27 protein-coding genes are annotated in these 25,595 nt (G+C 68.1%); 17 read left to right on the top strand and 10 right to left on the bottom strand.

Going from position 1 to position 25,595, the window contains the following annotated elements; translation table 11 throughout:
• The first annotated feature begins 63 nt into the window (after window positions 1–63).
• Genes tatA through ACLHG5_RS03620 form a run of 5 tightly spaced genes read left to right on the top strand, consistent with a single transcriptional unit; the run spans window position 64 to window position 5,985 of the window.
• Window positions 64–312 carry a twin-arginine translocase TatA/TatE family subunit gene (gene tatA / locus ACLHG5_RS03640; RefSeq protein WP_411315553.1) on the top strand — a complete coding sequence of 83 codons (249 nt, stop codon included), beginning with the start codon at window positions 64–66 and terminating at the stop codon, window positions 310–312.
• Window positions 313–359: 47 nt separating this feature from the next.
• Window positions 360–1,103, top strand: coding sequence for a twin-arginine translocase subunit TatC (tatC, locus tag ACLHG5_RS03635; RefSeq protein WP_411315554.1), 744 nt, complete (start codon window positions 360–362; stop codon window positions 1,101–1,103).
• Window positions 1,100–3,583 carry a DEAD/DEAH box helicase gene (locus ACLHG5_RS03630; RefSeq protein ID WP_411317889.1) on the top strand — a complete coding sequence of 828 codons (2,484 nt, stop codon included), beginning with the start codon at window positions 1,100–1,102 and terminating at the stop codon, window positions 3,581–3,583. Before tatC ends, ACLHG5_RS03630 begins: the two co-directional genes overlap by 4 nt.
• A 55-nt stretch (window positions 3,584–3,638) precedes the next feature.
• Window positions 3,639–5,216, top strand: a complete 1,578-nt coding sequence (lnt, locus tag ACLHG5_RS03625; protein ID WP_411317888.1) for an apolipoprotein N-acyltransferase — start codon at window positions 3,639–3,641, stop codon at window positions 5,214–5,216.
• The gene (locus ACLHG5_RS03620; RefSeq protein WP_411315557.1) at window positions 5,209–5,985 is read left to right on the top strand and encodes a polyprenol monophosphomannose synthase; all 777 of its coding nucleotides are present in this window, start codon (window positions 5,209–5,211) and stop codon (window positions 5,983–5,985) included. The genes lnt and ACLHG5_RS03620 overlap by 8 nt, the downstream gene beginning before the upstream one ends.
• A 26-nt stretch (window positions 5,986–6,011) precedes the next feature.
• Here ACLHG5_RS03620 and ACLHG5_RS03615 read toward each other — a convergent pair whose 3' ends face one another.
• Both ACLHG5_RS03615 and ACLHG5_RS03610 read right to left on the bottom strand, forming a co-directional pair.
• The gene (locus tag ACLHG5_RS03615; RefSeq protein WP_411315558.1) at window positions 6,012–6,377 is read right to left on the bottom strand and encodes an RNA polymerase-binding protein RbpA; all 366 of its coding nucleotides are present in this window, start codon (window positions 6,375–6,377) and stop codon (window positions 6,012–6,014) included.
• A gap of 165 nt (window positions 6,378–6,542) precedes the next feature.
• Window positions 6,543–7,325 carry a glycerophosphodiester phosphodiesterase family protein gene (locus ACLHG5_RS03610; RefSeq protein WP_411317887.1) on the bottom strand — a complete coding sequence of 261 codons (783 nt, stop codon included), beginning with the start codon at window positions 7,323–7,325 and terminating at the stop codon, window positions 6,543–6,545.
• Window positions 7,326–7,371: 46 nt separating this feature from the next.
• Between ACLHG5_RS03610 and ACLHG5_RS03605 the strand changes: the two genes are divergently transcribed.
• The 5 genes from ACLHG5_RS03605 to ACLHG5_RS03585 all read left to right on the top strand — a co-directional run bounded on the left by ACLHG5_RS03605 (window position 7,372) and on the right by ACLHG5_RS03585 (window position 11,664).
• Window positions 7,372–8,145 carry an SDR family oxidoreductase gene (locus ACLHG5_RS03605; protein ID WP_411315560.1) on the top strand — a complete coding sequence of 258 codons (774 nt, stop codon included), beginning with the start codon at window positions 7,372–7,374 and terminating at the stop codon, window positions 8,143–8,145.
• 39 nt (window positions 8,146–8,184) lie between these two features.
• Entirely contained in the window at window positions 8,185–10,242 is a 2,058-nt protein-coding gene (locus ACLHG5_RS03600) for a prolyl oligopeptidase family serine peptidase (protein ID WP_411317886.1), read from the top strand.
• The gene (locus ACLHG5_RS03595) at window positions 10,212–10,739 is read left to right on the top strand and encodes an NUDIX hydrolase (protein WP_411317885.1); all 528 of its coding nucleotides are present in this window, start codon (window positions 10,212–10,214) and stop codon (window positions 10,737–10,739) included. Before ACLHG5_RS03600 ends, ACLHG5_RS03595 begins: the two co-directional genes overlap by 31 nt.
• A complete protein-coding gene (locus ACLHG5_RS03590; RefSeq protein ID WP_411315563.1) occupies window positions 10,732–11,205 on the top strand; it encodes a heme-degrading domain-containing protein in 474 nt (157 codons plus the stop codon). The genes ACLHG5_RS03595 and ACLHG5_RS03590 overlap by 8 nt, the downstream gene beginning before the upstream one ends.
• A gap of 78 nt (window positions 11,206–11,283) precedes the next feature.
• Entirely contained in the window at window positions 11,284–11,664 is a 381-nt protein-coding gene (locus ACLHG5_RS03585; RefSeq protein ID WP_411315564.1) for a DUF3253 domain-containing protein, read from the top strand.
• 76 nt (window positions 11,665–11,740) lie between these two features.
• On the opposite strand, the gene ACLHG5_RS03580 is transcribed toward ACLHG5_RS03585, so the two are convergent.
• Both ACLHG5_RS03580 and ACLHG5_RS03575 read right to left on the bottom strand, forming a co-directional pair.
• Entirely contained in the window at window positions 11,741–12,445 is a 705-nt protein-coding gene (locus tag ACLHG5_RS03580; RefSeq protein ID WP_411317884.1) for a DUF899 family protein, read from the bottom strand.
• A gap of 9 nt (window positions 12,446–12,454) precedes the next feature.
• Window positions 12,455–13,087: a dihydrofolate reductase family protein gene (locus tag ACLHG5_RS03575; RefSeq protein WP_411317883.1), complete on the bottom strand. Its 633-nt coding sequence runs from the start codon at window positions 13,085–13,087 to the stop codon at window positions 12,455–12,457.
• 173 nt (window positions 13,088–13,260) lie between these two features.
• On the opposite strand from ACLHG5_RS03575, the gene ACLHG5_RS03570 reads away from it, so the two are divergent.
• The 3 genes from ACLHG5_RS03570 (at window position 13,261) to ACLHG5_RS03560 (ending at window position 16,043) form a co-directional block, all read left to right on the top strand.
• Window positions 13,261–13,812 (top strand): YbhB/YbcL family Raf kinase inhibitor-like protein, encoded by a 552-nt coding sequence (locus ACLHG5_RS03570; RefSeq protein ID WP_411317882.1) that lies wholly within the window; start codon window positions 13,261–13,263, stop codon window positions 13,810–13,812.
• A 107-nt stretch (window positions 13,813–13,919) separates the two neighbouring features.
• A complete protein-coding gene (locus ACLHG5_RS03565) occupies window positions 13,920–14,339 on the top strand; it encodes a Fur family transcriptional regulator (RefSeq protein ID WP_411317881.1) in 420 nt (139 codons plus the stop codon).
• A gap of 72 nt (window positions 14,340–14,411) precedes the next feature.
• Window positions 14,412–16,043 carry a catalase gene (locus ACLHG5_RS03560; protein ID WP_411317880.1) on the top strand — a complete coding sequence of 544 codons (1,632 nt, stop codon included), beginning with the start codon at window positions 14,412–14,414 and terminating at the stop codon, window positions 16,041–16,043.
• A gap of 167 nt (window positions 16,044–16,210) precedes the next feature.
• Here the strand turns inward: ACLHG5_RS03560 and ACLHG5_RS03555 are convergent, their stop codons facing one another.
• The 3 genes from ACLHG5_RS03555 to ACLHG5_RS03545 all read right to left on the bottom strand — a co-directional run bounded on the left by ACLHG5_RS03555 (window position 16,211) and on the right by ACLHG5_RS03545 (window position 20,280).
• Window positions 16,211–17,257 carry a hemolysin family protein gene (locus ACLHG5_RS03555; RefSeq protein WP_411315570.1) on the bottom strand — a complete coding sequence of 349 codons (1,047 nt, stop codon included), beginning with the start codon at window positions 17,255–17,257 and terminating at the stop codon, window positions 16,211–16,213.
• Window positions 17,254–18,777 carry a hemolysin family protein gene (locus ACLHG5_RS03550; RefSeq protein WP_411317879.1) on the bottom strand — a complete coding sequence of 508 codons (1,524 nt, stop codon included), beginning with the start codon at window positions 18,775–18,777 and terminating at the stop codon, window positions 17,254–17,256. The genes ACLHG5_RS03555 and ACLHG5_RS03550 overlap by 4 nt, the downstream gene beginning before the upstream one ends.
• Window positions 18,778–18,987: 210 nt before the next feature.
• On the bottom strand, window positions 18,988–20,280 hold the full coding sequence (locus ACLHG5_RS03545; RefSeq protein WP_411317878.1) for a LuxR C-terminal-related transcriptional regulator: 1,293 nt from the start codon (window positions 20,278–20,280) through the stop codon (window positions 18,988–18,990).
• Between the two features lie 102 nt (window positions 20,281–20,382).
• Between ACLHG5_RS03545 and hxlB the strand changes: the two genes are divergently transcribed.
• The 3 genes from hxlB to ACLHG5_RS03530 all read left to right on the top strand — a co-directional run bounded on the left by hxlB (window position 20,383) and on the right by ACLHG5_RS03530 (window position 22,106).
• Window positions 20,383–20,985, top strand: a complete 603-nt coding sequence (gene hxlB / locus ACLHG5_RS03540; protein WP_411317877.1) for a 6-phospho-3-hexuloisomerase — start codon at window positions 20,383–20,385, stop codon at window positions 20,983–20,985.
• An 88-nt stretch (window positions 20,986–21,073) separates the two neighbouring features.
• Window positions 21,074–21,697, top strand: coding sequence for a 3-hexulose-6-phosphate synthase (gene hxlA / locus ACLHG5_RS03535; RefSeq protein WP_411317876.1), 624 nt, complete (start codon window positions 21,074–21,076; stop codon window positions 21,695–21,697).
• 100 nt (window positions 21,698–21,797) lie between these two features.
• Complete coding sequence (locus tag ACLHG5_RS03530) at window positions 21,798–22,106, top strand: hypothetical protein (RefSeq protein WP_411317875.1); 309 nt, start codon at window positions 21,798–21,800, stop codon at window positions 22,104–22,106.
• 87 nt (window positions 22,107–22,193) lie between these two features.
• Here ACLHG5_RS03530 and dhaM read toward each other — a convergent pair whose 3' ends face one another.
• Genes dhaM through dhaK form a run of 3 tightly spaced genes read right to left on the bottom strand, consistent with a single transcriptional unit; the run spans window position 22,194 to window position 24,573 of the window.
• On the bottom strand, window positions 22,194–22,898 hold the full coding sequence (dhaM, locus tag ACLHG5_RS03525) for a dihydroxyacetone kinase phosphoryl donor subunit DhaM (RefSeq protein WP_411317874.1): 705 nt from the start codon (window positions 22,896–22,898) through the stop codon (window positions 22,194–22,196).
• Complete coding sequence (gene dhaL, locus ACLHG5_RS03520) at window positions 22,895–23,566, bottom strand: dihydroxyacetone kinase subunit DhaL (RefSeq protein ID WP_411315577.1); 672 nt, start codon at window positions 23,564–23,566, stop codon at window positions 22,895–22,897. The genes dhaM and dhaL overlap by 4 nt, the downstream gene beginning before the upstream one ends.
• 5 nt (window positions 23,567–23,571) lie before the next feature.
• Window positions 23,572–24,573 (bottom strand): dihydroxyacetone kinase subunit DhaK, encoded by a 1,002-nt coding sequence (dhaK, locus tag ACLHG5_RS03515; RefSeq protein ID WP_411315578.1) that lies wholly within the window; start codon window positions 24,571–24,573, stop codon window positions 23,572–23,574.
• 229 nt (window positions 24,574–24,802) lie between these two features.
• On the opposite strand from dhaK, the gene ACLHG5_RS03510 reads away from it, so the two are divergent.
• Entirely contained in the window at window positions 24,803–25,561 is a 759-nt protein-coding gene (locus tag ACLHG5_RS03510) for an MIP/aquaporin family protein (protein WP_411315579.1), read from the top strand.
• The last annotated feature ends 34 nt before the right edge of the window (window positions 25,562–25,595 follow it).

The raw sequence follows: 25,595 nt of genomic DNA, 5'->3' as shown, positions 1-25,595 counted from the left end.
ACCCTCGAGTGCGTAAAATGATGCGACAGCACCACTTCCTACGCGAGATCTGAGGACCGAATCATGCCGTGGCAAAATCTCACCGGGGTACACGCGATCATCATCCTGGCCGTCATCATCCTGCTGTTCGGTGCCGCCAAGCTCCCCGCTCTCGCGAAGAGTGTCGGTCAGTCGATGAAGATCTTCAAGAACGAGATCAAGAGCGGACGCGACGACGACGTCGATCAGACTCCGGATGCTCAGCCCGTGCGCAACACCTCGGCACCGGGGTCGACTCCGTCGACCTCGAATGATTACCCGCCGAAGCCATAGTCACGATGGCCGCGCGTTCCCAGAGACGCGCGAACGGCGAAGGTCGGATGTCGCTGGCCCAGCACCTCCTCGAACTGCGCAAGCGACTGTTCCGTTCGGCCCTCGCGGTGCTCGTCGCCGCGATCGTCGGCTTCATCGTCGCGCCGTTCGTTCTCGCACTGCTGCGCGAACCCATCACCCAGCTCGCGGGTGAAGCACAACTCAACTACGACAGCCTCACCGGACCGTTCGACCTCCGCGTGCAGATCGCCATCACCGTCGGCATCGTGCTCGCGAGCCCTGTCTGGCTCTACCAGATCTTCGCCTACGTCACACCGGCCCTCACGCGCACCGAAAAGCGCTACACCTTCGGTTTCTTCTTCTCCGCGGTGCCGCTCTTCCTCGTCGGGTGCGCCGCCGGTTTCTTCATCTTCCCCGAGATCGTCTCGGTGCTCGCACGGTTCGCGCCACCCGAAGACTCGACGATCCTGCTGTCGAAGTACTACGTCGATTTCGCCCTCAAGCTCATCCTCGCCGTCGGTGTCGCGTTCGTGCTCCCCGTTTTCGTCGTGCTCCTCAACTTCATGGGTGTGATCTCGGCCAAGGCGATCCTCACGGGGTGGCGCTGGGCCATCCTCTCCATCACGGTCTTCTGCGCGTTCGCTACGCCCGCCGCCGACGTGTTCTCGATGTTCCTCCTCGCCATCCCCATGATCGGCCTCTACTTCGCGGCCGTGGGCATCGCGTGGATGCGGGATCGCGTCGTGGCGCGCCGCCGAGCCCGACTCGTCACCGAGGGAGCCCCGCTGTGACCGACCAACTCTCGCCGGCGGAGCGGTTCGCCGCATCGAAATCGCGGCGCGGGCTGCCGAGGCTCGACGCGTTCCGCAGCCGGTTGAAGTTCGACCTCGACCCGTTCCAGATCGCGGCGTGCGCCGCCCTCGAGCGGGGGAGCGGGGTGCTCGTGGCCGCCCCGACCGGCGCAGGAAAGACGATCGTCGCCGAGTTCGCGGTCTACCTCGCCATGCGCGAACCCCACGCGAAGGTCTTCTACACCGCGCCCATGAAGGCGCTCAGCAACCAGAAGTTCCAGGAGTTCGTCGCGGAGTACGGCGCGAGCGAGGTGGGGTTGCTCACGGGCGACACCAACATCAACTCGAGCGCCCGCATCGTCGTCATGACGACAGAGGTTCTCCGCAACATGCTCTACGCGGATTCCGACCTACTCAGCGACCTGTCCTTCGTCGTGATGGACGAAGTGCACTATCTCGCCGACAGGTTCCGCGGTGCCGTGTGGGAGGAGGTCATCATCCATCTCCCGCGCGAGGTGCGCCTCGTCTCGCTGAGCGCGACGGTCTCCAACGCCGAGGAGTTCGGCGACTGGCTCCAGGCCGTGCGCGGCGACAACGAGGTCATCGTGTCAGAGGAGCGCCCCGTGCCTCTCGACCAGCACATCCTCATGCGCACGAAGCTCGTCGACCTCTTCGCTTCGAGCGATCGGAGTGCCCTCGACCCGGCCGGGCTCGCGGCGATCACGCGAGTGAACCCCGAACTCGTGCAGATGTCTCGGGGCGGCGCCCGCGCCTCGTCTGCTCGCCAGGGCCGATCGGGGGGATCCCGCGGCTCGGGCGGCTCGCGCGGCGGCTACCATTCGGGCGCTCGACCCGACGATGCCCGCATGAACCGCGCGGGGGTCATCTCCCTGCTCGACGGCCACAACCTGCTTCCCGCGATCTTCTTCATCTTCAGCAGGGTCGGATGCGACCAGGCCGTCTCCCAGGTGCTCCGCGCCGGCGCACGACTCACGACGACCGACGAACGCGACGAGATCCGCGAGATCGTGGAGGAACGCTGCCGTACGCTCCTCGACGAGGATCTCGCCGTGCTCGGATACTGGGAGTGGCTCGAGGGGCTCGAGCGCGGGGTCGCCGCCCACCACGCCGGCATGCTCCCCGCGTTCAAGGAGGTCGTCGAGGAGCTCTACCGCCGCAAGCTCGTCAAGGTGGTCTTCGCGACGGAGACCCTCGCGCTCGGCATCAACATGCCCGCTCGCACGGTCGTTCTCGAGAAGCTCGAGAAGTTCAACGGCGAAGCCCGCGTGCCGATCACACCGGGGGAGTACACCCAGTTGACCGGTCGCGCCGGTCGTCGCGGCATCGACGTCGAGGGGCACAGCGTCATCCAGTGGCAAGACGGGCTCGACCCCCAAGCCGTCGCGTCCCTCGCCTCCCGGCGCACCTACCCCCTCAACTCGAGCTTCCGGCCGACCTACAACATGGCTGTAAACCTCATCGAGCAGTTCGGGCGTCAGCGCACTCGCGAGGTGCTCGAGTCGTCGTTCGCGCAGTTCCAGGCGGACCGCGCGGTCGTCGACCTCGCACGCAAGGTTCGCAGCCAGCAGGAATCCCTCGACGGCTACGCCCAGGCGATGCAGTGCCACCTGGGCGATTTCACCGAGTACGCCGGCATCCGACGCGAACTCACCGACCTCGAGCGCAAGGGGGCCGTGCGCGGCGACCTGCAGAGCCGGGCCGAACGCGACAAGCGTCAGCACCAGTTGCAGGCCCTGCGCCGACGGATGAAGCAGCACCCGTGCCACGCGTGCAACGACCGCGAAGCCCACGCGCGCTGGTCCGAGCGCTGGTTCAAGCTCAAAAAACAGTCGGACGACCTCACGCGGCAGATCCGGTCGCGCACGGGGGCCGTGGCCCGCGTCTTCGACCGGGTGACCGACGTGCTCATGGAGCTCGACTACCTCGATCGCAACGAGCACGGTGCCGTGCAGCTCGCCCCCTCGGGGCGCATGCTCAAGCGCATATACGGCGACCGCGACCTCCTCGTCGCCGAGTGTCTGCGGCGCGGAGTGTGGAACGACCTCGACCCCGCGGGGCTCGCGGCGATGGCGGCAGCCCTCATCTACGAGCCGCGGCGCGACGAGGGCCAGCTGAGTGACCGCTACCTGCCGAAGGGGGCCTTCCGCCCCGCCCTCGACGCGACGACCGACATCTGGAGTCGGCTCGACGACCTCGAGTCGAAGCACAAGCTCCCGGGCAGCGCCCCCATCTCGACGGGCCTCTCACTCGCGATGAACCGGTGGGCTCAGGGTGCGAGTCTCAACTCGGTCCTCAAGGATGCCGAACTCGCGGCGGGCGACTTCGTGAGACTCTCGAAGCAGACGATCGACCTCCTCGACCAGCTCTCGATGGTCGCCGATGCCCCCGTCGGCCCGAAAGCGCGCACGGCGCTCGACCTCATCAGGCGCGGAATCGTCGCCTACAGCAGCGTCGCGTGACCCGGCGGCATCCACACGCAGGTCGCACACCGAGTCGCCACCTAGGCTGGGTCGAATGAGCGCGCACGCCCCTGAGCAGCACCGCTGGGGCCTGACCCCGACGGGCAGCATCACCACTCCGGCCGGACGCACCGTTCCCCTCTACCTCGCGATCTTCCTCGCCGCCGTCGGGGGAGTGGTGCTGTCTCTCTCGTTCCCCGGTCTCGGGTGGTGGCCGCTCGTCTTCGTCGGAACACCCCTCATCCTCGTCGCGCTCGCGGGGCGCTCGGTGCTCACCTCGCTCCTCGTCGGGCTCGTCGGCGGTTTCGCCTTCTGGGGCACCCACATCTTCTGGCTCACGATCTACCTCGGGGCGGTGCCGTGGCTCGCCCTCGCGGGGCTGCAGACGGTCTTCTTCGCGATCGGGGCCGTGCTCATCACGCTCGCGTGGAGGTTCGGCGATCGACTCTCGCGGCGGTGGTGGTTGCGCATCCTCGTCGTCCCCGCCGTCGTCGCCGCTCTGTGGACGGGTCGGGAACTCGTCACGAGTTCGTGGCCGTACGGCGGTTTCTCGTGGGGACGCCTCGCGTTCTCCCAGTCGGAGAGCGTCTTCGGCGACCTCGCCGCGTGGGTCGGCGTCTCGGGGCTCTCGTTCTTGCTCGCTCTCGTCGCCGCTCTCATCGCCGCTGCCTACCGCCACACGCGGTCCTCCGGCCGCATCGTCTCGGGCCTCCTCCCCGTCGCACTCATCGCCATCCTCGCGCTCATGCCCGCGTTCCCGATCGTCGAAAGCGGCACCATGCGCGTCGCCGCCGTACAGGGCGACTCCGACGCGGGTCTCTTCGCCGAATACCGTGCCGGCGAGATCCTCGACGACCACATCGCCGCGACCGAGCCCCTCTACGGCGAAGACGTCGACGTCGTCGTGTGGCCCGAGAACGCCTCCGATCTCGACCCCCTCGAGATCAGCCAGGCGGCATCCGCCCTCGACCTCGTGAGCGAACGGATGAACGCGCCCCTCGTCACGGGAACCATCACGACGCCCGGCGACGACGTCTACAACAGCCTCCTGCTGTGGGAGCAGGGCGAGGGCGCGACAGACATCTACGACAAGATCCACCCGGTGCCGTTCGCCGAATACCTGCCCGATCGCGACTTCTGGTACCCGCTCGCCCCCGACCTGCTCTCCCTCATCCCTCGGGACTATTCGATCGGTCAACGCGACAACATCTTCGACATCGACGGTGTTCTCGCGGGCGTCGCCATCTGCTTCGACATCGTCGACGACGCTCTCGTGCGTCAGATGATCGGTGACGGGGCCGAGGTGATCCTCGCCCCCACGAACAACGCCGACTTCGGGCGCAGCGACGAGAGCGTGCAACAGCTCGCGATCGCGCGCATGCGGGCTCTCGAGACCGGCCGCAGCGTCGTCAACATCTCGACCGTCGGAACGTCGGCGATTATCGCCCCCGACGGCAGCACAATCGACCGCTTGCCGACATTCGAACCCGGATCGATGATCGAAGACGTGCCCCTCAGTTCTACGACGACACCCTCGACGGTCTTCGGTCGGGAACTCGAGCTCGCGATCGCCTGGCTCTCACTCGCGGGGCTCATCGCCCTCGGTATCGGCTCGAGGAGGGCGCGTGGCTGACACCCTCATCGTGCTGCCGACCTTCGACGAGATCGAGAACATCGACAGCATGGTCGGCCGCATCCGGCAATCCGTGCCGTCGGCCGACCTCCTCATCGTCGACGACGCGAGCCCCGACGGCACCGGGCGACGAGCCGACGATCTCGCCGCAACCGACGCCGGCATCTCGGTTCTGCACCGCGAGGCCAAGGGAGGACTCGGCGCCGCCTACCTCGCGGGGTTCGATCGGGCCATCGAGGGGGGATACGAGTTCGTCGTCGAGATCGATGCCGACGGTTCGCACAATCCTGCGACGCTCCCCGCCATGATCGCGGCAGCACGGAAGGGCGCCGATCTCGTCATCGGGTCGCGCTGGGTGCCCGGCGGTCGCGTCGAGAACTGGCCGTGGTTGCGCCAAGTGATCTCGCGCGGCGGCAACACCTACTCCCGACTCGTGCTCGGGTCGTCCATCCGCGACCTCACGTCGGGTTTCCGCGTGCTGCGCACGGCCGCCCTGCGGCACGCGCACCTCTCCACCGTGTCATCGCAGGGGTACTGCTTCCAAGTCGAGATGGCGTGGCGGCTCGAGCGCGGAGGCGCCCGCGTCGTCGAACATCCGATCACCTTCATCGAGCGAGTGCACGGAGTGTCGAAGATGCGCACGGCCATCGTCGTCGAGGCTCTCGCTCGCGTCACGTGGTGGGGGCTCACGAGGGCGCTCCGCCGCGTCGACCCGATCCGCGGGTCGTCGACGGCCGCACCGGCAACGAAAAACGTCCCCGGCGCGTGATGCGACGGGGACGTCCGATGTTCGAGTTACGCGCCGACCTTCTGCTGGCCCTTGCGCGCACGGAGCACGTCGAGCCTCTCGTTGAGCAGTTCTTCGAGTTCGCCGCGCGTGCGACGCTCGAGGAGCATGTCCCAGTGGGTTCGCGGAACCTTCGTGTCGACGGGCTCGATGACGACGGGCTTGCCATCGGCGGCGATGAGGATTCCCTCTTGACCCGACTTCGGTGACTCCCAGCTCTGCGGAATCTCGGCGTCCGACGCGAATGTCACGTCGAAGGTCGTTCCATCTGCCGACTGGTAGGTACTGGTGATTCGCGGTGAGAAGGTGACGCCTTCTTCGCTCTGCAGACTCTGGGATCCGAGTCGCATACCGCGCAAACTGCGATCTGCCATGGTGTGGCCCCTTTCTCGCATTACTTCGTGATGAGCACAACCCCGAGGATGGCCTGAAACATTCCCGCACCCAGCGTTTACAGAGGTTTCCCAGTGCTTTGGAGGGCGACCGGCATGTCGGGATCAGGGCCGAGGCACCCCCACTTTAGGGGGCGGACGACCGGTTCAGATGCCCCTTGACTTTCGTGCTTCGATGACGATCCGGGCGAGGTCGGCGCGGTCGGTCACGAGCCCGTCGACCCCGATGTCGAGCAGTCGATCCATGTCGCGAGCCTCGTTGACCGTCCACACGTGCACCTCCATGCCGACGGCGTGGAAGCACGCGACGGTGCGAGCCGTGACGACGCGCACGGGTCCGTAACGCTCGGGCACCTGCATCGCGTCGACGCTCTTCGTGACCCAGCCGAGCAGCCGGGTCGAGCGCGCGAGGATCGCGAGCAGCGCGAGCATGACGATGCGGGGAGACGCGGATGTCGCGACCCCGGGCAGTCGCCGCACGACGTCGCGTCGAGTGGAGTCGGAGAACGAGGTGATGAGCACGCGATCGGAGGCCTTCGCGCTGCGCACCGCCGCGACGGTGGGGCCGATGGCCCCCGGCGTCTTGACGTCGACGTTGAACCGCGCGTCGGGGAACGCCGAGAGCACCTCCGCGAGAGACGAGAAAGTCTGACCCGACCCGAGGTCGATCGTGGCCAGTTGCGAGAGAGGGAAATGGGAGACATCCCCCGCCCGCCCGGCGAGCCGCGGGAGGTCGGGGTCGTGGCTGACGACGGCGATGTCGTCGGCGCTCACGTGCACATCCGTCTCGAGGATGTCGGCACCCGCGGCGAGTGCCGCCGCGAACGCGAGCACGGTGTTCTCGGGCGCCTCGAGCGCGAGGCCCCGGTGCGCGATGACCCGCGGGGGAGTGCCCCTGAAGAAGGGCGAGCGGGGGCGGTCGTCGAACATGGGCCGTGCGTCCTTTCGAGCGGAGGAGTTGCTAGGGTCGACACCCGTGAACAGCACCGACGCCTCGACTCTGCCCGCCCACTCGCTCGACGGCAAGCGCGCCCTCGTCACCGGTTCGTCTCGGGGGATCGGCGCCGACACGGCCCGCTACCTCGCCGCGGCGGGCGCGAGCGTCGTCATCAACTTCCGCAACAAGGAGGCACGGGCACTCAAGCTCGTCGCTGCGATCGAAGACGGCGGCGGCGCGGCGATCGCCATCGGCGCCGACCTCACCGACCGGGCATCACGGTCGGCGATGTTCGACACGATCCGCAGCGAGTGGGGCGCGCTCGACATCCTCGTCATGAACGCCTCGGGCGGCATGGAGTCGGGGATGGCCGAGGACTACGCGATGGCGCTCAACCGCGACGCCCAGGTCGACCTCCTCACCGAGGCGCTGCCGCTGCTCGCTCCGGGCGCTCGCGTCGTCTTCGTCACGAGCCACCAGGCCCACTTCATCGACACGGTCGAGACGATGCCCGAATACCTCCCCGTCGCCCTCAGCAAGCGAGCGGGAGAGGTCGCGCTCCGCGAGCTCATTCCGACCCTCGCCGAGAAGCAGGTCGAGTTCGTCGTCGTGTCGGGCGACATGATCGAGGGGACCATCACGGCGACCCTGCTCGAGCGGGCGAACCCCGGGGCGATCAGTGCGCGCAAGGATGCCGCGGGGCGCCTCTACAACGTCGGCGAGTTCGCCGCCGAGGTGGCCCTCGCGGTCGTCGAGCCGGTGCCGTCGGGCAACACGCGCTACGTGGGCGACGTGAGCGACTTCCGCAGCTAGGGGTCTCGGCTCCACCGCACCTCCGTACGATGGGCCTCGATGAAACCCTCCGACATCTCCGCGCTCGTCACTCTCGGCACGCCGACGATCCACCCCGACGGTTCGCGAGCGGTCGTCGCCACCCGTCGCGCCGACGTCGATGCGAACCGGTACGTCGGCGAGCTCTGGACGGTTTCTCTCGGCCGGGTCGACACGCCGACCGGGCGAGAAGCGACCGGACGAGAAGTGACCGGGGGAGCGCCGACGCGCTTCACTCGGGGCCCTCTCGACTCGGCGCCCGCATTCTCGCCAAACGGTGAGTGGCTCGCCTACCAGACCGAGGTCGACGGGCGACGCCAGATCGCCCTGGTCCCGGCATCGACGACCGGCGCGGGCGCCGCTCCGGATGCCCCGGTCACGCCGGTCATCGCCACCGCGGCGCCCCTCGGCGTCGCCTCTTTCGTCTGGTCACCCGATTCGACGCGCATCGCGTTCATCGCGGGCGTGCTCGACCCCGACCGTTTCGCCCGTGACGCATCCGCTCCCGACGACCCGCGCAGGATCACGACTCTCAAGTACCGCTCCGATGGTGCCGGGTTCGATGATGATTTCGATCGGGACCGCGAGTCGCACGTTTTTCTCCTCGACGTCACGCGACCCGCACAGGTGGGCCCCGTCGACTCGGCGATCGCGTGCCAGATCTCGACTCAGGCGGGCACCCACACGAGCATCGTCTTCGCGCCCTCGGGCGGATCGGTCTTCGCCGTCTGGACCGGGCTGTCGTCGATCAGGTCGACACTCACGACCTCGATCCTCGAGATCACCTTCGACGCCGCCTACCCGAGAGATCATGTCTACACCCCCGGAAACACTCCGGCGAAGATCGCGGCGACGACGATGGGGGCTCTCGCGATGGGTCGGTACGGCGAGCTCTATTTCACCATGACCGATCAGACGGGCACGGAACCGCAACCGAGGCGCAACGTCGACGCGACCGCGCTCATGTCGGTCGACACGACGAACCCGAGGTGGACCATCCCGACCGGGCTCATCCACCTCGCGAGAGACTTCCGCGAGCTCGATCTGGCGATGGTCGCCACCGAGACGGGCGTGATCGTGCCGAACCGGTGGGACGGACGCCTCGACCTCGTCGAGGTGCACGGAGCGGGCAAGGGCAGGACCCACGTCATCCTGTCGGGCGACCTCGAGGTCACGGGCTTCGACGAGCGCGACGGTGTCGTGGTCGCGAGCACGTCGACGGCGGCCCACCCCGCGACCCTCGTCGTCGTCGACCCCGGGGGAGAGCGCGCTCTGTTCAGCCCGGCGGATGTCTCGCACCTCGACATCCTCGTGCCGACCGAGGTCACGGTCACCGCCCGCGACGGCCACGGGCTTCACGGCTGGGTCGTCGAGCCTCCCGGGGTGGGTCCGCATCCCGCGATAGTCCTTGCGCCGGAGGGACCGTACGCGTCGTTCTCGATCTCGCTGTTCGACGAGGCGCAGGTCTACGCGACGGCGGGGTACGCCGTCATCATGTCCGATCTGCGTCGCGCCGCAGACTTCGGCGAGTCGCACGCTCGCGCCACGAGGCACGACCTCGGCGCTCCGGATCGTGCAGACATCCTCGACTTCCTCGCCGGGGTTCTCGAGCGCACGCCGAGCATCGACAGCACGCGGATCGGCGTCGCGGGAGCGTCGTACGGCGCGTGGCTCGCGGCGTGGCTCACGGCAGACGAGAACCTCTTCTCCGCGGCGATCATCGAACGCCCGTATCTCGATCCGTCGACGTACGTCGGCGCATCCAACATCAGCGTGTATTTCGCCGACGACTACCCCGGCTCCGACCGCGCCCGACTCGCCGCCCTGAGCATCCACGACCGGATCGACGGCATCGACATTCCGACCCTCGTGATCCACGCGGAGCATGACCGCCGCAATCCCTCCGACCAGGCGGAGAGGTTCTATTTCGCTCTGAAGAGGCGCGGGGTCGACACCGAGCTGCTGCTCTTCGCCGGCGAGAGCCACGATCTGCCGCGCACCGGGAGCCCGCGTCACCGCGTGCAGAGGCTCGAGGCCACCCTCGAGTGGTGGGCGCGCCACCTGCCGGTGTCGGCATGATCGCCCGGCACCGCGCGACGTCGCGGATCCTCGTCGTCGACCCGAGCGGGCGAATCCTCATGTTCTACACGCTCGGTTCCGTTCCGGCACAACCGACGCGGTGGCTCACCCCCGGTGGCGGCGTCGACCCGGGGGAGTCCCACCACGAGGCCGCCGTGCGCGAACTGTTCGAGGAGACCGGGCTCGCCGTCGACGACCTCGGTGAACCGGTGTTCGCGTTCGATTTCGACGTCGACTACACCGGGGGAGACCACGACACGGGGCACGCCGAGTTCTACGTTCTCCACACCGACCGATTCGTGCCCTCCGATACGCACTGGACCGACGACGAGCGCATCGACGTTCTCGCGCACCACTGGTGGTCACTCGACGAGCTCCGCGAGACGACCGAATCGTGGGAGCCGCCCATGCTCCTCGACCTCATCGCTCAGCACGCCACACCAACGCCACTCAGCGCAACGCCACAGGATCACCGAAAGGACCGCAGCCATGACTGACATCGCCGCTCGCATCGCCGAGGTCGAAGCCCAGGAACGCGACCTCGTGCTCGCGAGATTCACGAACGACGACGCCTGGCAGCTCGGGAGCACTCTCGTGGGCCTCGCGCGCGACCGCGGCTTGCCCGTGACGATCGACATCACGCGGGGGGAGCAGCAGTTGTTCCACGCCGCCCTCGACGGCACCGCGGCGCACAACGACCGCTGGGTCACCCGCAAGGTCAACACCGTGCGCGAATTCGGCATCAGCTCGCACCTCGCCGGCCTCCGCGCCGCCGTCAACGGCAACGCCTTCGAGGAGGCGCCGTGGATCGATCCGCTCGTCTACGCGGGTCACGGCGGCGCGTTCCCGATCGCGGTGCGCGACGTCGGAGTCGTGGGCACCGTCACGGTGTCGGGGTTGCCGCAGCGCGACGACCACGACCTGGCCGTCGAGGGCATCCGCTCGTTGCTCGCCTCGCAGTGACCGGGTGTCACGGACACAGCTCGCTGACGCGGCCCACCGACACAGCCCACTGTCACACGCGTGAGGCACAGTGAGGGCATGATGTCACACGCCACCGACAGGCAATCGAAGACGTGCCGTTCATGCGGGCGCACGATCGAGTGGCGCAAGAAGTGGGAGAAGAACTGGGCGGATGTCGCATACTGCAGTTCCTCCTGCCGCAGCCGCAAAGTCTCACCCACCGATCGAGACTTGGAGAAGTCGATCCTGTCTCTCCTGAGCACCCGAGCGGCGTCGGCGACGATCTGCCCGTCGGAGGCGGCTCGAGCCGTCGGCGGTGACGACTGGCGAGACCTCATGGAGCCGGCCAGGCGAGCCGCACGACGACTCGTCGACAGCGGCGATGTCGAGATCACGCAGCGCGGCAGCGTCGTCGATCCGTCGACGGCCAAAGGGCCCATCCGCATCCGCCGCGCGTAACGCCTGCGGCCGCGGCTACCGTCTTATCCTCGGGCGCTGACCCGCGCGGAGCTTTGCGCCGATAATGCACATTATGTCAAGTGAGGCGGGATGGAGGTGTCAGTCCTTCGAATTCGTCGTGACGGCGCATCCAGTGCGCCATGGGTGCTTGAGGCCACCCCTCCGGCACATCCTCCCCCTCGATCTGGCCGCCGTAGGGCGTGAGTGCGGCAAGAGACGTGACACTGCCGATGCTGCTGACCATCGCACCGTCCTGGAGGAAGTAGGTGCGGTAGATGTCGTCGTCCACACGGAGGAACACGTTGATCGCGAACCACTCGGTGGCTCCGAAGTCGTCGGTGAACGCCTCGGTGCGAATCGTGTACCAGGGCTTGTCCGTCCATCCCATCCGCTCCGCGTACGCCCGGATGGTCGGCTGCGGCGCGGGCGACGCCATCGCGAAAGTGATGTCCCGCGCGTGCAGGAGGCCGAGCTGAGCCACCCCGTCCGCCCACGAGCTGCACCCGACGCATCCGGCATCAGGCCAGCCATCCACTCCCTCTTCGAAGAAGAACCGGTAGAGGATCAGTTGGCACCTGCCCTCGAAGAGGTCGAGCAGCGAGACCTCGCCGCTCGGCCCCTCGAACAGATAGTCACGATCGACTCGCACCATCGGCATCCTCTTGCGTGCCGCGGCGAGGCGGTCGAGTTCGGCAGCGACGGCGCTCTCTTGCGCCGCTAGCGTGGCGACCTGACGCCGCCACTCCGCATCGTCGACGATGGGCGGCTGTGCGATGACCATGGTGAGAGGCTAGCCAACGCTCGGGGCGCCGTCGAGGGCACTCCCCCGGTCTCTCGGCTGCGGCCCGACACCCTCCGGAATGGCGCCGTGGAGGGTCGGCGCGTACACGAGCTTGATCGTGCGCGCGTCGAAGACCGACGACTCGATGAGGTCGAGGTCGAACTCCGCCCCGCCGTGGAACAGCGACGCGTACCCCGCTCGCCCGGTCACCGCGGGGAACAGGATCACTTCGAGTCGGTCGACGAGGCCGGCGGCGAGCAGAGCCCGATTGAGCGTGATGCTGCCGTGGGATCGCATCGGCACATCGGTCGTGCGCTTGAGGCGCTCGATCGCACCGACGGCATCCTCGGCGATGACCGTCGAGTTATGCCATCCGGGCGAGCGTTCGTCGAGCGTGCTCGAGAACACGATCTTGGGCAGCTCGGTCAACCTGTCGAAATACGGTTCGTCGAACTCCGTCACGAACTCGCTGAACTCACGGAACGTCGTCGCACCGAACACGAGCACCTGGTCGTGCGCGAACGTCTTCACCCGGTCAGCCACGAGCTCGAGGCCCTCCTTCCCCCAGTAGCCCGGCCACCCCTCGGCAGAACCGTAGCCGTCGAGACTGCAGAAGAAATCGACCGTCAGTGTGGCGCTCATGCTCCCACTCCCCTTCGAGCCCGCCCCCCTCGTCGGGGCGATCACCGGACCACGGTACCGCTCGAGCACCGGGGCCGCCACGACGGCGACTCTCACATCCCGTCGCGGGCGAAGGGGCATATGTTGAAAGAGATCCAGTCTCCGTCCCGCCACTCCGACAGAAAGAAGCCACCATGGCCAACGATCCTTTCGCGCGACTCCCCGAGGTTCCGAGCTTCACCCTCACGAGCGACGACGTCACCGACGGCAGCCCGTTCGCTCCGGCTCAGCTGTCCGGGATGTTCGGGCTCCCCGGGGGCCGCGACGAATCACCGCAGCTCTCCTGGACGGGTGCGCCCGCGGAGACCCGCAGCTTCGCCGTCACCGTGTACGACCCCGACGCTCCGACGATGTCGGGATTCTGGCACTGGGCTGTCGCCAACCTCCCCGCCGACACCTCGTCCCTCCCCGCCGGAGCGGGCGACCCCGACCTCGCGCTCCTCCCCGAGGGCGCAATCACGGTGCCCAACGAGGTGCGCGCACCGCGATTCGTCGGCGCAGCTCCCCCCGCGGGGCACGGCGCGCACCGCTACGTCATCACCGTTCACGCTCTCGACGTCGACGACATCGGGGTTCCGGACGACTGCACCCCGGCCTTCCTCGGTTTCACGATGGCATCGCACATCCTCGCCCGCGCGACGATCGTCGCAACCGCGGAGACGCCCGCCGAGCCCGCGGCGGAGTGATCTCGCACCACTCCCCCTGGGCGATGTCCGACACTCCCGCGGCGGATTCGACGCCACCGCCCATCGCGCGCTAGTTTGGAATCAATCCAAATAAGCAAGAGGGACGTATGCAGACCACCGAGCGACTCCGCGACGCCGGCCTCCGGGCCACGGCGCCGCGCGCAGCCGTGCTCGATGTGCTCGACGGCACCGAGCCCCACGAGCACTTGAGCGCGGCCGCGCTCGTCGAACTCGTGCGCGCGCGAATCGGAGCCGTGTCGGTTCAAGCGGTCTACGACTCGCTCGACGCTCTCGAGCACGCGGGGCTCGTGCGGCGCATCCAACCCGCGGGACTCCCCGCCCACTTCGAGTCACGCGTCGGCGACAACCACCATCACGTCGTGTGCCGGTCGTGCGGCAAGACGAGCGACATCCCCTGCGTCCACGGCGAGGCGCCGTGCCTGACCCCGTCGGAGACCGCCGGTTTCCGCATCGACCAGGCCGAGATCACCTTCTGGGGTCTGTGCGCCGAGTGCGCTCCGGCCTGACCGCCTCCCCTCCCCTCCCCCACTTCCTCCCTCCCGGACAGCCCGGGAACGCCACGAGAGAAAGGCACGTTCATGACGGACGACACCACCGAACCGACGAACCTGACCACACGACAGGGGCACCCTGTCTACGACAACCAGAACCAGCGCACCGTTGGAGCCCGCGGCCCCGCGACCCTCGAGAACTACCACTTCCTCGAGAAGGTCTCCCACTTCGACCGCGAACGGGTCCCCGAGCGCGTCGTCCACGCCCGTGGAGCCGTCGCCTTCGGCTACTTCGAAGCGACCGGCAACTGGGGTGACGAGCCGATCTCCACGTTCACTCGCGCGAAGCTCTTCCAAGAGGCGGGCAAGCGCACCGACATCGCCATCCGGTTCTCGACCGTCATCGGCGGGCGCGACTCGAGCGAAGCGGCCCGCGACCCCCGCGGTTTCGCCGTCAAGTTCTACACCGAAGACGGCAACTGGGACCTCGTCGGCAACAACATGGGCGTGTTCTTCATCCGTGACGCCATCAAGTTCCCCGACGTCATCCACTCCCTCAAGCCCGACCCCGTGACCTTCCGCCAGGAGGCATCGCGCATCTTCGACTTCATGTCGCAGACCCCCGAGTCGATGCACATGCTCGTCAACCTCTTCAGCCCCCGCGGAATCCCCGCCAACTACCGCACCCAGCAGGGCTTCGGGGTCAACACCTACAAGTGGGTCAACGAGGCCGGCGAGAGCGTTCTCGTGAAGTACCACTGGATTCCGAAAGCCGGAGTCAAGAGCCTCACCGAAGCGGATGCCGCGGTCATCCAGGGCGGCGACCTCGGTCACGCCTCGAAGGACCTCTACGACTCGATCGAGGCGGGAGACTTCCCCGAGTGGGAGCTCCGCGTGCAGATGATGAGCGACGACGAGCACCCCGAACTCGACTTCGACCCGCTCGACGACACCAAGGTCTGGCCCGAGAACGTCTTCCCGCCGAAGACCGTCGGCACCATGGTGCTCAACCGCAACGTCTCCAACCACTTCGCCGAGAACGAGCAGCTCGCCTTCGGCACCGGAGTGCTCGTCGACGGTCTCGACTTCTCCGACGACAAGATGCTCGTGGGTCGCACGTTCTCCTACAGCGACACGCAGCGCTACCGCGTGGGCCCCAACTACCTGCAGTTGCCGGTCAACAGCCCGAAGGTCCCCGTCGCCACGAACCAGCGTGACGGCCAGATGTCGTACCACGTCGACCAGACCGGCCAGAACCCTCATGTCAACTACGAGCCGTCGATCACGGGCGGACTGCAGGAGGCTCCGAAGCCCGCTCACACCGAGCAGGGTCCGGTCTACGAGGGACGCCTGACTCGCGCTCGTCTGCCCCGCACGAACGACTACACGCAGGCGGGTCAGCGCTACCAGCTGCTCGAGCAGTGGGAGAAAGACGACCTCGTCGCCAACCTCACGGGTCTCATCGGTCAGGCTGCTCGCCCCGTTCAGGAGCGCATGGTCTGGCACATGCTCCTGGTCGACGACGAACTCGGCCTCCGCCTCGGCGAGGGCATCGGCATCACCGTCGACGAGGTCAAGCACCTCGAACCCCTCGCGACGCAGACGCTCGACGACGACGAGCTCGCCCGTCTCGCCAACCTCGGTGCCAACGGTCCGCGCGACGTCAGCGGTCTCGTGATGACGCACTGTGTGCCCAACGAGCGCGTCGTGCTCGTCTGATCCGACCCTGACGCCGGGCCACCCGGCGACTCGCGAAGCGGCGCATCCCCTCGGGGGTGCGCCGCTTCGGCGTTGTGCCGGCGCGACAACGACGAGAGCGGCCGACCCGGAGGTCGACCGCTCTCGGTCTGGCATTCTCTGCAGAAAGCGTTCTCCGCGGAGACCGACTACCGCGTCGTGGGCGACACCGACGGGCTCGACACCTCGTCGAGTTGCGGGAGCACCCGCAGCAAGACGTCCGAGAGCGTCACGACGCCGATGAACTTCTCGTCGTCGACGACCACGGCGAGCTGCTGGCTCGTCGCCCGCATGCGCGCGAGCGTCTCGTACGCCGGCGTCTTGCCTTCGAGCACGAGAACCTCGCGCGCGAAAGGCGCCGCCGGGGCGTCGACCGACTCGAGCATCGTGTCGCGAACGTGCACCATTCCGGTGACGTCGTCTCCGACCGTGCCGAGCAGAATGCGCAAGTGACCCGAGTCGACGGCGGCACGCTGGATGTCTCCGACCGTCGCCCCGTGCCCGACCGCCGTCGGCGTGGCCGAACGGTTGACGAGCTCGTCGAGCCGCAGGGTCTGCAGCTCGAGCGCTCCGGAGAGCTGGGTCTCGAACGACTTCTCGAGGGTTCCCGCTTGCGCGGAGAGCTCGACGAGGTGGCCGATGGTCTGCGTGTTGTGCCCGCCGACCGCCGCGCTCTCCACTGGCTCGACCCCAGACGCCTTCACGAGACGGTTCGCGATGCTGTTGACCCAGCCCAGGAGCGGACGGAACGGCCAGATGTAGACGCGAGACGGGATTCCGATGACTTTCGCCGCCGTCTCGGGGTGGGCGATCGCCCATGACTTGGGTGCCATCTCACCGACGACGAGGTGGAGGAAGGTCACGACGAAGAGGGAGAGCGCGAACGCGAGGGTTCCCGCGACCCAGTCCGGCATGCCCCACATTTCGAAGATCGGGCCGAGCCAGTAGTCGAGCGCCGGCTTGGTGATCGCTCCGAGGGCGAAGGTACACGCGGTGATTCCCAGTTGGGCACCCGCGAGCATGAGGGTCAGCTCGTTGACGCCCTTGAGGGCGGCCCTCGCGGACCGGTCGGTCGCGGCGGTCTCTTCGAGACGGTGACGGCGAGCCCCGAGCAGTGCGAACTCGATGATGACGAAGAACGCGCTGAGCGCGATGAGGGCCACCGTGACGAGGATGACGATGATGGTGTCGGTCATCGGTCGACCTCCTTCGCGGTGTCGCCGTCGGTCGCGGTCACGGTGTCCCTGACCTCGAGCACGCTCGGTTCGGGGGTCTCGGCGGTATCGCCGGCCTCCGGGGATTCGCTCGTCTCGGCAGTTCCGGCAACCTCGTCGGGCTTCTCATCGGGCTCGTCGTCGGAGTTCGACCGGCGCACGAGGGTCACGCGAACGCGACTCGGCACGTGCCTGTCGACTTCGAGCACCTGGACCGTGAGGGATCGGTGCACCTCGTCGTCGAAGATCAGATCGCCCGGATCATCCGGGATCTCGATGTGAAGGGTTTCACCCTCGGCAGGAAGACCGCCGCGCTCGGCGATCACGAAACCGGCGAGGGTCTCGAAGTCACCCTCGGGCAGTTCGACGTCGAGAGCCCGCTGGATCTCGTCGACGTGAACGTCGCCATCCATGAGCCAGACCCCGTCGCCGTCGGGCTGGATCGACGGTCCGGCCTCCTCGTCGTGTTCGTCGGTGATCTCGCCGACCACTTCTTCGGCGAGGTCTTCAAGCGTGAGCACTCCCGCGAATCCGCCGTACTCGTCGATGACGCACGCGAGCTGATTCTTCGACCGCACGATCTCCGCGAGCGCGTTGGGCAGCTTCATGAGGGTCGGCACGACCGCGCTCGGTCGCATGAGCTCGGTCACCGAGGCGTCGGGCGAGAGCGTGGTTCCGAGAACGTCGACGAGCTGCACGACCCCGAGGGGCTGGCTCTCATCGTCGACGACGGGGTATCGCGTGTGTGCGCGTGCCATGAGCTCGCGCAGTTCGCCGATCGTGGTCTCGGGTCGCACGGTGTCGACGAGCGAGCGCGGGATCATCGCGTGCTCGACGTCTTGCTCGGGAAACTCGAGGATGCGGTCGATCATGAACGACAGCTCGGCGGGGAGGTCGCCGCTGTCACGCGAGTCGGCGACGATGCGCTCGAGGTCGCGCGCCGTGGCGCTCGAGTCGACGTCGTGCACGGGCTCGATGCGCAGGAGACGCAAGAGCGCGTTCGCCGCGTGATCGAAGACGGTGATGAGCCATCCGAAGGCCAGCAGATAGAACGACGTCGATCGCGCGAGTCCCCGAGCGAGCGGCTCGGGGTTCGCGATCGCGAGGTTCTTCGGGTAGAGCTCACCGAAGATCATCTGCACGATCGTCGCGAGCGCGAGGGCGAGCACGGTTCCGAGGGTGATGCTCACCGCAGCGGGTATACCTACACCGCCGAGCAGAGCGCCGATCGACTGGCCGATGAGCGGCTCGGCGACGAATCCGACGAGGAGTCCGGTGATCGTGATGCCGAGCTGAGCCCCCGAGAGCATGAAGGAGGTGCGCTTCGTCACGGTGAGCGCCCGCGCGGCGGAGGCGTCGCCAGCCGCGGCTTGAGCGCCGAGCTTGTTGCGATCGACCGACATGTAGGCGAACTCTTGCGCGACGAAATAGCCGTTCGCGGCGATGATCACGAGAGTGACGACGATGCCGACGAGAAGGAGCAGGAGGGCCTCGATCACCATGTGATCACCTCCATCGAGGGCGTGGATGCCCTCGAGCCGGGTTGGTGCGGGTCGGTGTCCATGGCACCGGAGGAGAGGAAGGTGGAGGGCATGTGCGCTCTCAACGCCTTTCTGAGGTTGTTTGACAAGTGGACCAAGAGTACCGGGTCATCACTCTGAGACTCCCCTGACCGCGACGACTCCTCAGACTTCCGCGGAGCCCGCGTCTCGTCAGCCGCGCACGAGGGCCGCGAGTTCGACCCGATTGGCGGCCCCGGCCTTGCGCAAGAGGTTGGCGACGTGGAACTTCACCGTGTTCTCGCTGATCGAGAGGTCGCGAGCGATGGCCCGGTTGCGCTCCCCCGCGGCGACGAGTTCGAGCACTTGGGCTTCCCTCGAGCTCAGCGCCCACTCGGTCGCCGACGCCGGTGGCGCGGCGGGGGCGTCGAGCGGCATCCGGACCGCGATATCCGACCCCCACCCGGGCGTCGCCTCGACACGGAACTCCCCGTCGAGGGCAGCGACCCGTGCCGCGAGGGGGCGCACGCTCGCGCTCTCGATCGTGAGGTCGCCGGGTCCGTCGTCGCGGATGTTGACGAGCAGGTTGTGGCCGTCGCAGTCCCACTGCACGCGAACCCGACCGACCCCGTGCTGCTCGACGAGGGCGAGCACGGCGCCGCGCACGATCGCGCGACCCGCGTGAGCGACCTCCCCCGGAACGGGGCGGCCGTGCACGGGAGGGTCGACGTACTCCATGTCGAACCCGCCGAAGCGCACGAGGGGCAGCAGGTCGTCTTTCAACCGCGCGAAGGCTTTCGCGACGGGCTCTTCGGCGATCGACCTCTCCCGATCGGTGACCGAGCGGAGCCTGACCATCGCACTCGCGGCGATGTTCGCGGCGGTGCTGCGCGCGGCGTCGTCGGTCGATCGCGGGGAACGCAGCACGCCGAGGAGGGCCTCGAGGGTCGTGGCGTGCTCGTCGCTGAGTTCGGCGACGATGCGCGAGCGCTCCCGGGATGCCGCTCGCGAATCGATGAGGTAGGTCGGCGCGGCCGCGGCGACCTGCTGCCGGATGCTCAGAGCCACGATCTCCCACACGCGTGCCACCTCGGAGTGCAGTCTCCCGGCATCCGTGTGCGGCCCGAGCACCGGGTCGGTCACGACCAGGAGCGATCCGGTGTCGGCGACCCAGACGAGAGCGTCGCGCTCCCGACCGGCGACGACGACGGTCGTGGCCGCCCCTGGCGAACCGTTCTCGTCATGCGGCGCATTCGACCGATCGAGCGCACGGTCGGCGCGGATGGCGTCGAGCTCGGCGATCGTCACGTGATCGATGATCTCGGCGGCGCCGGCCCGCTTGCGCGGTCGCCCGGTGCAGTCCTCGGTGAAGATCACGAGGGCCGAGTGGGCGACCGTCGGAGCGAGCATCTCGGAGAGAGCTCGGGCGATATCGAGCAGCGGGCTCTCGAGAACGGCCCGCAGGTCGTCGAGCATGTCGGTGTGAGCGGGGGTGGGCGACGACATCCGCCGACCCTACCCGCGGTGGGTGGGAACTACCCGGCCGGGTAGGCGAGTCCGTCCGGTCGGCGGGCGGCACGCCGGAGACCGCGCGACGAGCATGGATGCATGCCCGACGCCGCACCCTCCACCCCGACCCCGACCCCGACGGTCGCCGAGTCGATCGCCCTCATCGACGGTGAACTCTCCGAACTCGTGAGCACGATGCTCGCGAGCGACGCGACGATCGACCTCGACCGCGTGGCCGAGCGCATCGCCGCGGCATCGCGCGTCTTCGTCTTCGGTGCGGGCCGATCCGGGCTCGCGCTGCGGATGACGGCCATGCGCCTCATGCACTTCGGCCTCACCGTGCACGTCGTCGGCGAGACGACCACGCCGGCGATCACGACAGACGACGTGCTTCTGACCGCGAGCGGATCGGGGACGACGTCGGCGATCGTCTCGGCAGCGACGACCGCGCGCGACTCCGGTGCGCACGTCGTCGCGCTCACGACGGACGCCGAGTCCCCCCTCGCCGACCTCGCGAGCGAGTGCGTCATCGTTCCCGCCGCACAGAAGCAGGACCACTCGGGATCGCTCTCGCGGCAATACGCGGGCGGACTCTTCGAGCACGCGATCGTCATCATCGGCGACGGCATCTTCGACGCGCTGTGGCGTCGCTCGGGAGTGCCCGCCGACGAGCTGTGGCCGCGCCACGCGAACCTCGAGTGAGCGTGCCGCGGGTCGCGCACCGGCGACGCGCGACCTCCCGCAATCCCCTTTCGACCGCTCTCCTTCCCCACAAGAAAAGGATCACCTCATGCAACTGCAAGTAGCCATGGACGTTCTCACGACCGACGCCGCCCTCGAACTCGCCGGCAAAGTCGCGCCCCACGTCGACATCATCGAGCTCGGCACGCCGCTCATCAAGGCCGAGGGGCTCCGCGCCGTCCGCGCCATCAAAGACGCGCACCCCGACAAGATCGTGTTCGCCGACCTCAAGACGATGGATGCCGGCGAGCTCGAAGCCGACATCGCGTTCTCGGCGGGAGCCGACCTCGTCACGGTCCTCGGCACCGCAGGAGACAGCACGATCGCAGGAGCCGTCAAGGCGGCTCGTGCCCACGGCAAGGGAGTCGTCGTCGACCTCATCGGCGTGAAAGACAAGGTGACCCGTGCTCGCGAGGTCACCGAGCTCGGTGCCGAGTTCGTCGAGATGCACGCGGGTCTCGACGAGCAGGCCGAAGAGGGCTTCACCTTCCAGACGCTCCTCGACGACGGAGCCGAAGCGGATGTCGCGTTCTCCGTCGCGGGCGGCGTCTCGACGAAGACGATCGCCGACGTCCAGAACGCGGGAGCGCGCGTCGCCGTCGCCGGCGGAGCGATCTACGGGGCGGACGACCCCGCCGCCGCCGCGGCCGAGCTGCGTGCCGCAATCGCCTGAGGTACGACGCACGACGCTCGATGGCTCGCGACCGACACTGTCGGCCGCGAGCCATCGTGCTTCTCACGACTCCCCGATCCTCGCGAAGGAGAATGACGCCATGAGTGACCCGACTCGCATGCGCAACCAGCCCGCCCTCACGACGTCGACGGGCCGTATCTGGCTCGTCATGGGCGCGGCGTTCACGGCGACCGCGCTCGCGGTACTCATCCCCCTCGCACGGTTCGATCCGCCGGGCGTCGCGATCACCGCCGCGATCACGATCTCCGTGGTCTACGTCGCGATGATCGTCGTGCGGATCACCGTCGCCCGTCGTCCGCTCCGGCTTCGACTGCTCGCCGCCGGGCTCCTCGTGATCGCCGCCGTCTCGCTCGTCTCGGTCACCGTCGTGGCGAACGCCACCCGCTGAGCGTCTCCCGGGGAGACACGCGCAGCCGGGCGCTCGGGCCACACCGCCGCGCGACATCGGCGTCGCTCGCGCCGCTCGCGACTCGGGTCAGGGCTCGCCGAACGCGCTCTCGACGAGGTCGACGAGGGCGTCCACCGCGTCGCGTGCCGCGGGACCGCGAGCGACGATCGTCGCCTCGCGTCCGGCTGCGAGACCGAGCGACATGATGCGCAAGAGGCTCTTCGCGTCGACACCGTTGACCTCGACATCCGCATCGAATCGACTCGCGAGCTTGACGAACTCCGCTGCCGGCCTCGCGTGCAGGCCGTCGCGATTGCGCAGGGTCACCGTGTGCGACACGGCGGCGGCAGCGTCGTCGACCTCGGGTCGGGGGTCAGCGCGGGCTGCCGACTCGAGCTCGGCCTCGGGCGCGCGGCGGTTCGCCGACTCCGCGGCGGCGACGACCTCGTCGAGGGTCTGTCCGGTCTCGGCCGCGACAGCGGCAGCGACGGCGCCCTCCACGACGGGGGCGTCGGCGATGCGGACTCGAGCGCGAACATCGTCGTCGAGGAAGTCGAGGGCGGTCTCGGCTGTGAGGATCGCCGATCCGAGGTCGCACAGCACGACGACGCCGTCACCGTCGTCGGCGTCGGTCATCGCCGCAGACACGGCGTCGAAGCTCGTGCCGATGCCGCCGTCGTCGGTTCCGCCCGCGGGGACGATCCTCGTCGTCGAGGCCATCTGGCTCGCGAGGTCGCGGATGCCCTCCGCGATGAGCGCGCTGTGCGAGACGACGACGAGGCCGACCGTCACGACGATCCCGGAGATGAGGGTGCGGATCGGCCCGCGGCGACCGCCGCTTCCGCGGCAGCGCGCAAGAGCAGCGCAGACGACTGGGCCCCGGGGTCGCGGTGTCCGATCGCCCTCTCCCCGAGGTAGCTCGCACGGCCTTTGCGAGCCACGAGGGGTTCGGTCAGGGCCGCACCCTCCTCCGCCGCGTCGGCCGCGGCGGTGAGAATCGCCGCCTCGGTCTCCCCCCGCCCGAGCGCGGCGACGGCGGCATCGACGGCCGGAGTCCACGCGTCGATCATGGTCTTGTCTCCCGGCTCGGCCTTTCCACGCAGCACGATCCCGTCGCGTGCCGCCGTGAGGAGAGCGACGACCGCCTCCCCGTCGAGCGACTCCCGGCCCGCGACCGCTCCCGCCGCTTTGAGGTAGGCGGTGCCGAAGAGCGGACCGGAGGCTCCCCCGACCGTCGAGATCAGCGTGGTCGCGACGACCTTGAGCACGTCGCCCGGCACGGCGTCCGACGCGATGTCAGCGAGCTTGCCCGCGACGGCGGAGAACCCGCGATCGAGGTTCTCACCGTGGTCGCCGTCGCCGATCGTCCTGTCGAGGGTGATCAGTTCGACGCGGTTCGACGCGATGACCTCGGCGCTTCGAGCGACCCAGTCGGTGGCCCACGATGTTCCGAGCGCCACGGTGCCTACCGCCCCCACCGGAGCGCGACGGTCTGCACCGGGGCATCCCACAGTTCGACCAGTTCGTCGTCGAGCTTGAGCACGGTGATCGACACGCCCTGCATCTCGAGAGACGTGACGAAATTGCCGACGAGGGAGCGGGAGACCGTGATCCCCCTCTCGGCGAGCAATTCCGCCGCGCGACGGTAGACGACGTAGAGCTCGACCGACGGAGTGCCGCCCATCCCGTTGACGAACAGGAGAACCGAGTCGTCGCTCGAGAACGGGAGATCCTCGAGGATCGGATCGAGGATGCGGTCGACGATCGCGTCGGCGGGCTCGAGCGCGATGCGCTCCCGACCGGGCTCGCCGTGGATTCCGATACCGATCTCGATCTCGTCGTCTCCGAGGGTGAAGCTCGGCTCGCCCGCGTGGGGCACCGTGCACGGCGTGAGTGCGACACCCATCGAGCGCACGCTGTCGTTGACCTTCTGCGCGACCGCGGTGACGGCGGCGAGGTCGTCGCCGCGCTCGGCCGCGGCGCCCGCGATCTTCTCGACGAGCACGGTGCCGGCGACGCCGCGTCGGCCCGCCGTGTAGAGCGAGTCCTTGACGGCGACGTCGTCGTCGATGATCACGGAGGCGACCGTGAGCCCCTCGATCTCGGCGAGTTCCGCGGCGGTCTCGAAGTTCAAGACGTCGCCCGTGTAGTTCTTCACGATGTGGAGCACCCCCGCTCCCCCGTCGACGGCGCGTGTCGCCGCGAGAATCGGATCGGGCGTCGGCGACGTGAACACGGGTCCCGGCACGGCAGCGTCGAGCATCCCGAAGCCGACGAAACCGCCGTGCAATGGTTCGTGTCCGCTCCCGCCTCCGCTCACGATCGCGACCTTGCCGGCGACCGGGCCGCCCACGCGAGCGATGTAGAGCGGGTCGGTCGACACGGTGACGACATCGCCGTGGGCTGCGCCGAACCCCGCGACCGATTCGTCGACGACGTTCTTCGGATCATTGATGAGTTTCTTCATTGAAATTCCTTTATCCCTCGCCCGCGGATCTCCCGCGTCAGCACGTGGACGGACCGCCGTGCGATCTCGCGATCCGATGCCAACCTACTCCCCGGATGGCCGCCAGGGAACGGTTGTCCGACTCGCGAAAATCTTCCTCGAGGGTGCGATACCGAGCGCTACGCTGTAGCCATTACGAGGGTGGCCCCAATGGAGTGAGCCACCCTCGAAGACACGAAAGAAGGTCAGTGTGGACAATCTCGGAGTGGTCTTCCTCTCGGAAGTGCTCGGTACGGGTCTCCTCGTACTACTCGGTTGCGGTGTGGTGGCGAACGTCGCCCTCGCGAAGAACAAGGGGCTCGGCGGCGGCTTCCTGATGGTGAACTTCGGATGGGGCCTCGCGGTCTTCGCCGGTGTCATCGTCTCCTACAACTCGGGAGCGCACCTCAACCCCGCCGTGACGATCGGCCTCGTGACGAGCGGCGCCGAGGAGTTCGGCTCGGGCGTTCCGGTCAATTTCGTCTCGGTGATCGCCTACATCGGCGCTCAAGTGCTCGGAGCGATCATCGGAGCCATCGTCGTCTGGCTCGCCTACAAGCAGCACTTCGACGAGGAGCCCGAGGCCGCGAACAAGCTCGGCGTCTTCTCGACCGGTCCCGCCATCCGCTCGTACGGCTGGAACCTCGTGACCGAGGTCATCGGCACGTTCGTTCTCGTCTTCGTGGTCATCGGCTTCTCCCGTCAGGAGCCGGGGGGCGGGCTCGCGGCTCTCGGCGCCCTCCCCGTCGCCCTGCTCGTCGTCGGTATCGGCGCGTCGCTCGGTGGACCCACGGGATACGCCATCAACCCTGCGCGCGACCTCGGGCCGCGCATCGCGCACTTCATCCTGCCGATCAAGGGCAAGGGGTCATCCGACTGGGCGTACTCCTGGGTGCCCATCGTCGGACCCGTGGTCGGAGGTGCCCTCGCGGGTGCCCTCTCGATCCCGCTCCTGCCGATCCTCAGCTAGATCGTCGGGCGGTGCGGCTCGACGACGAGGTGCA

The organism is Marisediminicola sp. LYQ85 (genome assembly GCF_046600695.1).
In the GTDB taxonomy this organism is placed as follows: domain Bacteria; phylum Actinomycetota; class Actinomycetes; order Actinomycetales; family Microbacteriaceae; genus Marisediminicola.
Note: the sequence above shows the minus strand (reverse complement) of the source record. Positions and strands in the feature narration are given on the sequence as shown.

Coding starts and splice junctions, on each gene's coding strand:
- ACLHG5_RS03570 (WP_411317882.1), top strand. CDS start 13,261: ATGGCCAACGATCCTTTCGCGCGACTCCCCGAGGTTCCGAGCTTCACC.
- ACLHG5_RS03565 (WP_411317881.1), top strand. CDS start 13,920: ATGCAGACCACCGAGCGACTCCGCGACGCCGGCCTCCGGGCCACGGCG.
- ACLHG5_RS03530 (WP_411317875.1), top strand. CDS start 21,798: ATGAGTGACCCGACTCGCATGCGCAACCAGCCCGCCCTCACGACGTCG.
- ACLHG5_RS03610 (WP_411317887.1), bottom strand. CDS start 7,325: ATGTTCGACGACCGCCCCCGCTCGCCCTTCTTCAGGGGCACTCCCCCG.
- ACLHG5_RS03545 (WP_411317878.1), bottom strand. CDS start 20,280: ATGTCGTCGCCCACCCCCGCTCACACCGACATGCTCGACGACCTGCGG.
- tatC (WP_411315554.1), top strand. CDS start 360: ATGTCGCTGGCCCAGCACCTCCTCGAACTGCGCAAGCGACTGTTCCGT.
- dhaK (WP_411315578.1), bottom strand. CDS start 24,573: ATGAAGAAACTCATCAATGATCCGAAGAACGTCGTCGACGAATCGGTC.
- ACLHG5_RS03560 (WP_411317880.1), top strand. CDS start 14,412: ATGACGGACGACACCACCGAACCGACGAACCTGACCACACGACAGGGG.
- tatA (WP_411315553.1), top strand. CDS start 64: ATGCCGTGGCAAAATCTCACCGGGGTACACGCGATCATCATCCTGGCC.
- ACLHG5_RS03585 (WP_411315564.1), top strand. CDS start 11,284: ATGATGTCACACGCCACCGACAGGCAATCGAAGACGTGCCGTTCATGC.
- hxlA (WP_411317876.1), top strand. CDS start 21,074: ATGCAACTGCAAGTAGCCATGGACGTTCTCACGACCGACGCCGCCCTC.
- ACLHG5_RS03580 (WP_411317884.1), bottom strand. CDS start 12,445: ATGGTCATCGCACAGCCGCCCATCGTCGACGATGCGGAGTGGCGGCGT.
- lnt (WP_411317888.1), top strand. CDS start 3,639: ATGAGCGCGCACGCCCCTGAGCAGCACCGCTGGGGCCTGACCCCGACG.
- ACLHG5_RS03590 (WP_411315563.1), top strand. CDS start 10,732: ATGACTGACATCGCCGCTCGCATCGCCGAGGTCGAAGCCCAGGAACGC.
- ACLHG5_RS03575 (WP_411317883.1), bottom strand. CDS start 13,087: ATGAGCGCCACACTGACGGTCGATTTCTTCTGCAGTCTCGACGGCTAC.
- ACLHG5_RS03550 (WP_411317879.1), bottom strand. CDS start 18,777: ATGGTGATCGAGGCCCTCCTGCTCCTTCTCGTCGGCATCGTCGTCACT.
- hxlB (WP_411317877.1), top strand. CDS start 20,383: ATGCCCGACGCCGCACCCTCCACCCCGACCCCGACCCCGACGGTCGCC.
- ACLHG5_RS03600 (WP_411317886.1), top strand. CDS start 8,185: ATGAAACCCTCCGACATCTCCGCGCTCGTCACTCTCGGCACGCCGACG.
- ACLHG5_RS03555 (WP_411315570.1), bottom strand. CDS start 17,257: ATGACCGACACCATCATCGTCATCCTCGTCACGGTGGCCCTCATCGCG.
- ACLHG5_RS03615 (WP_411315558.1), bottom strand. CDS start 6,377: ATGGCAGATCGCAGTTTGCGCGGTATGCGACTCGGATCCCAGAGTCTG.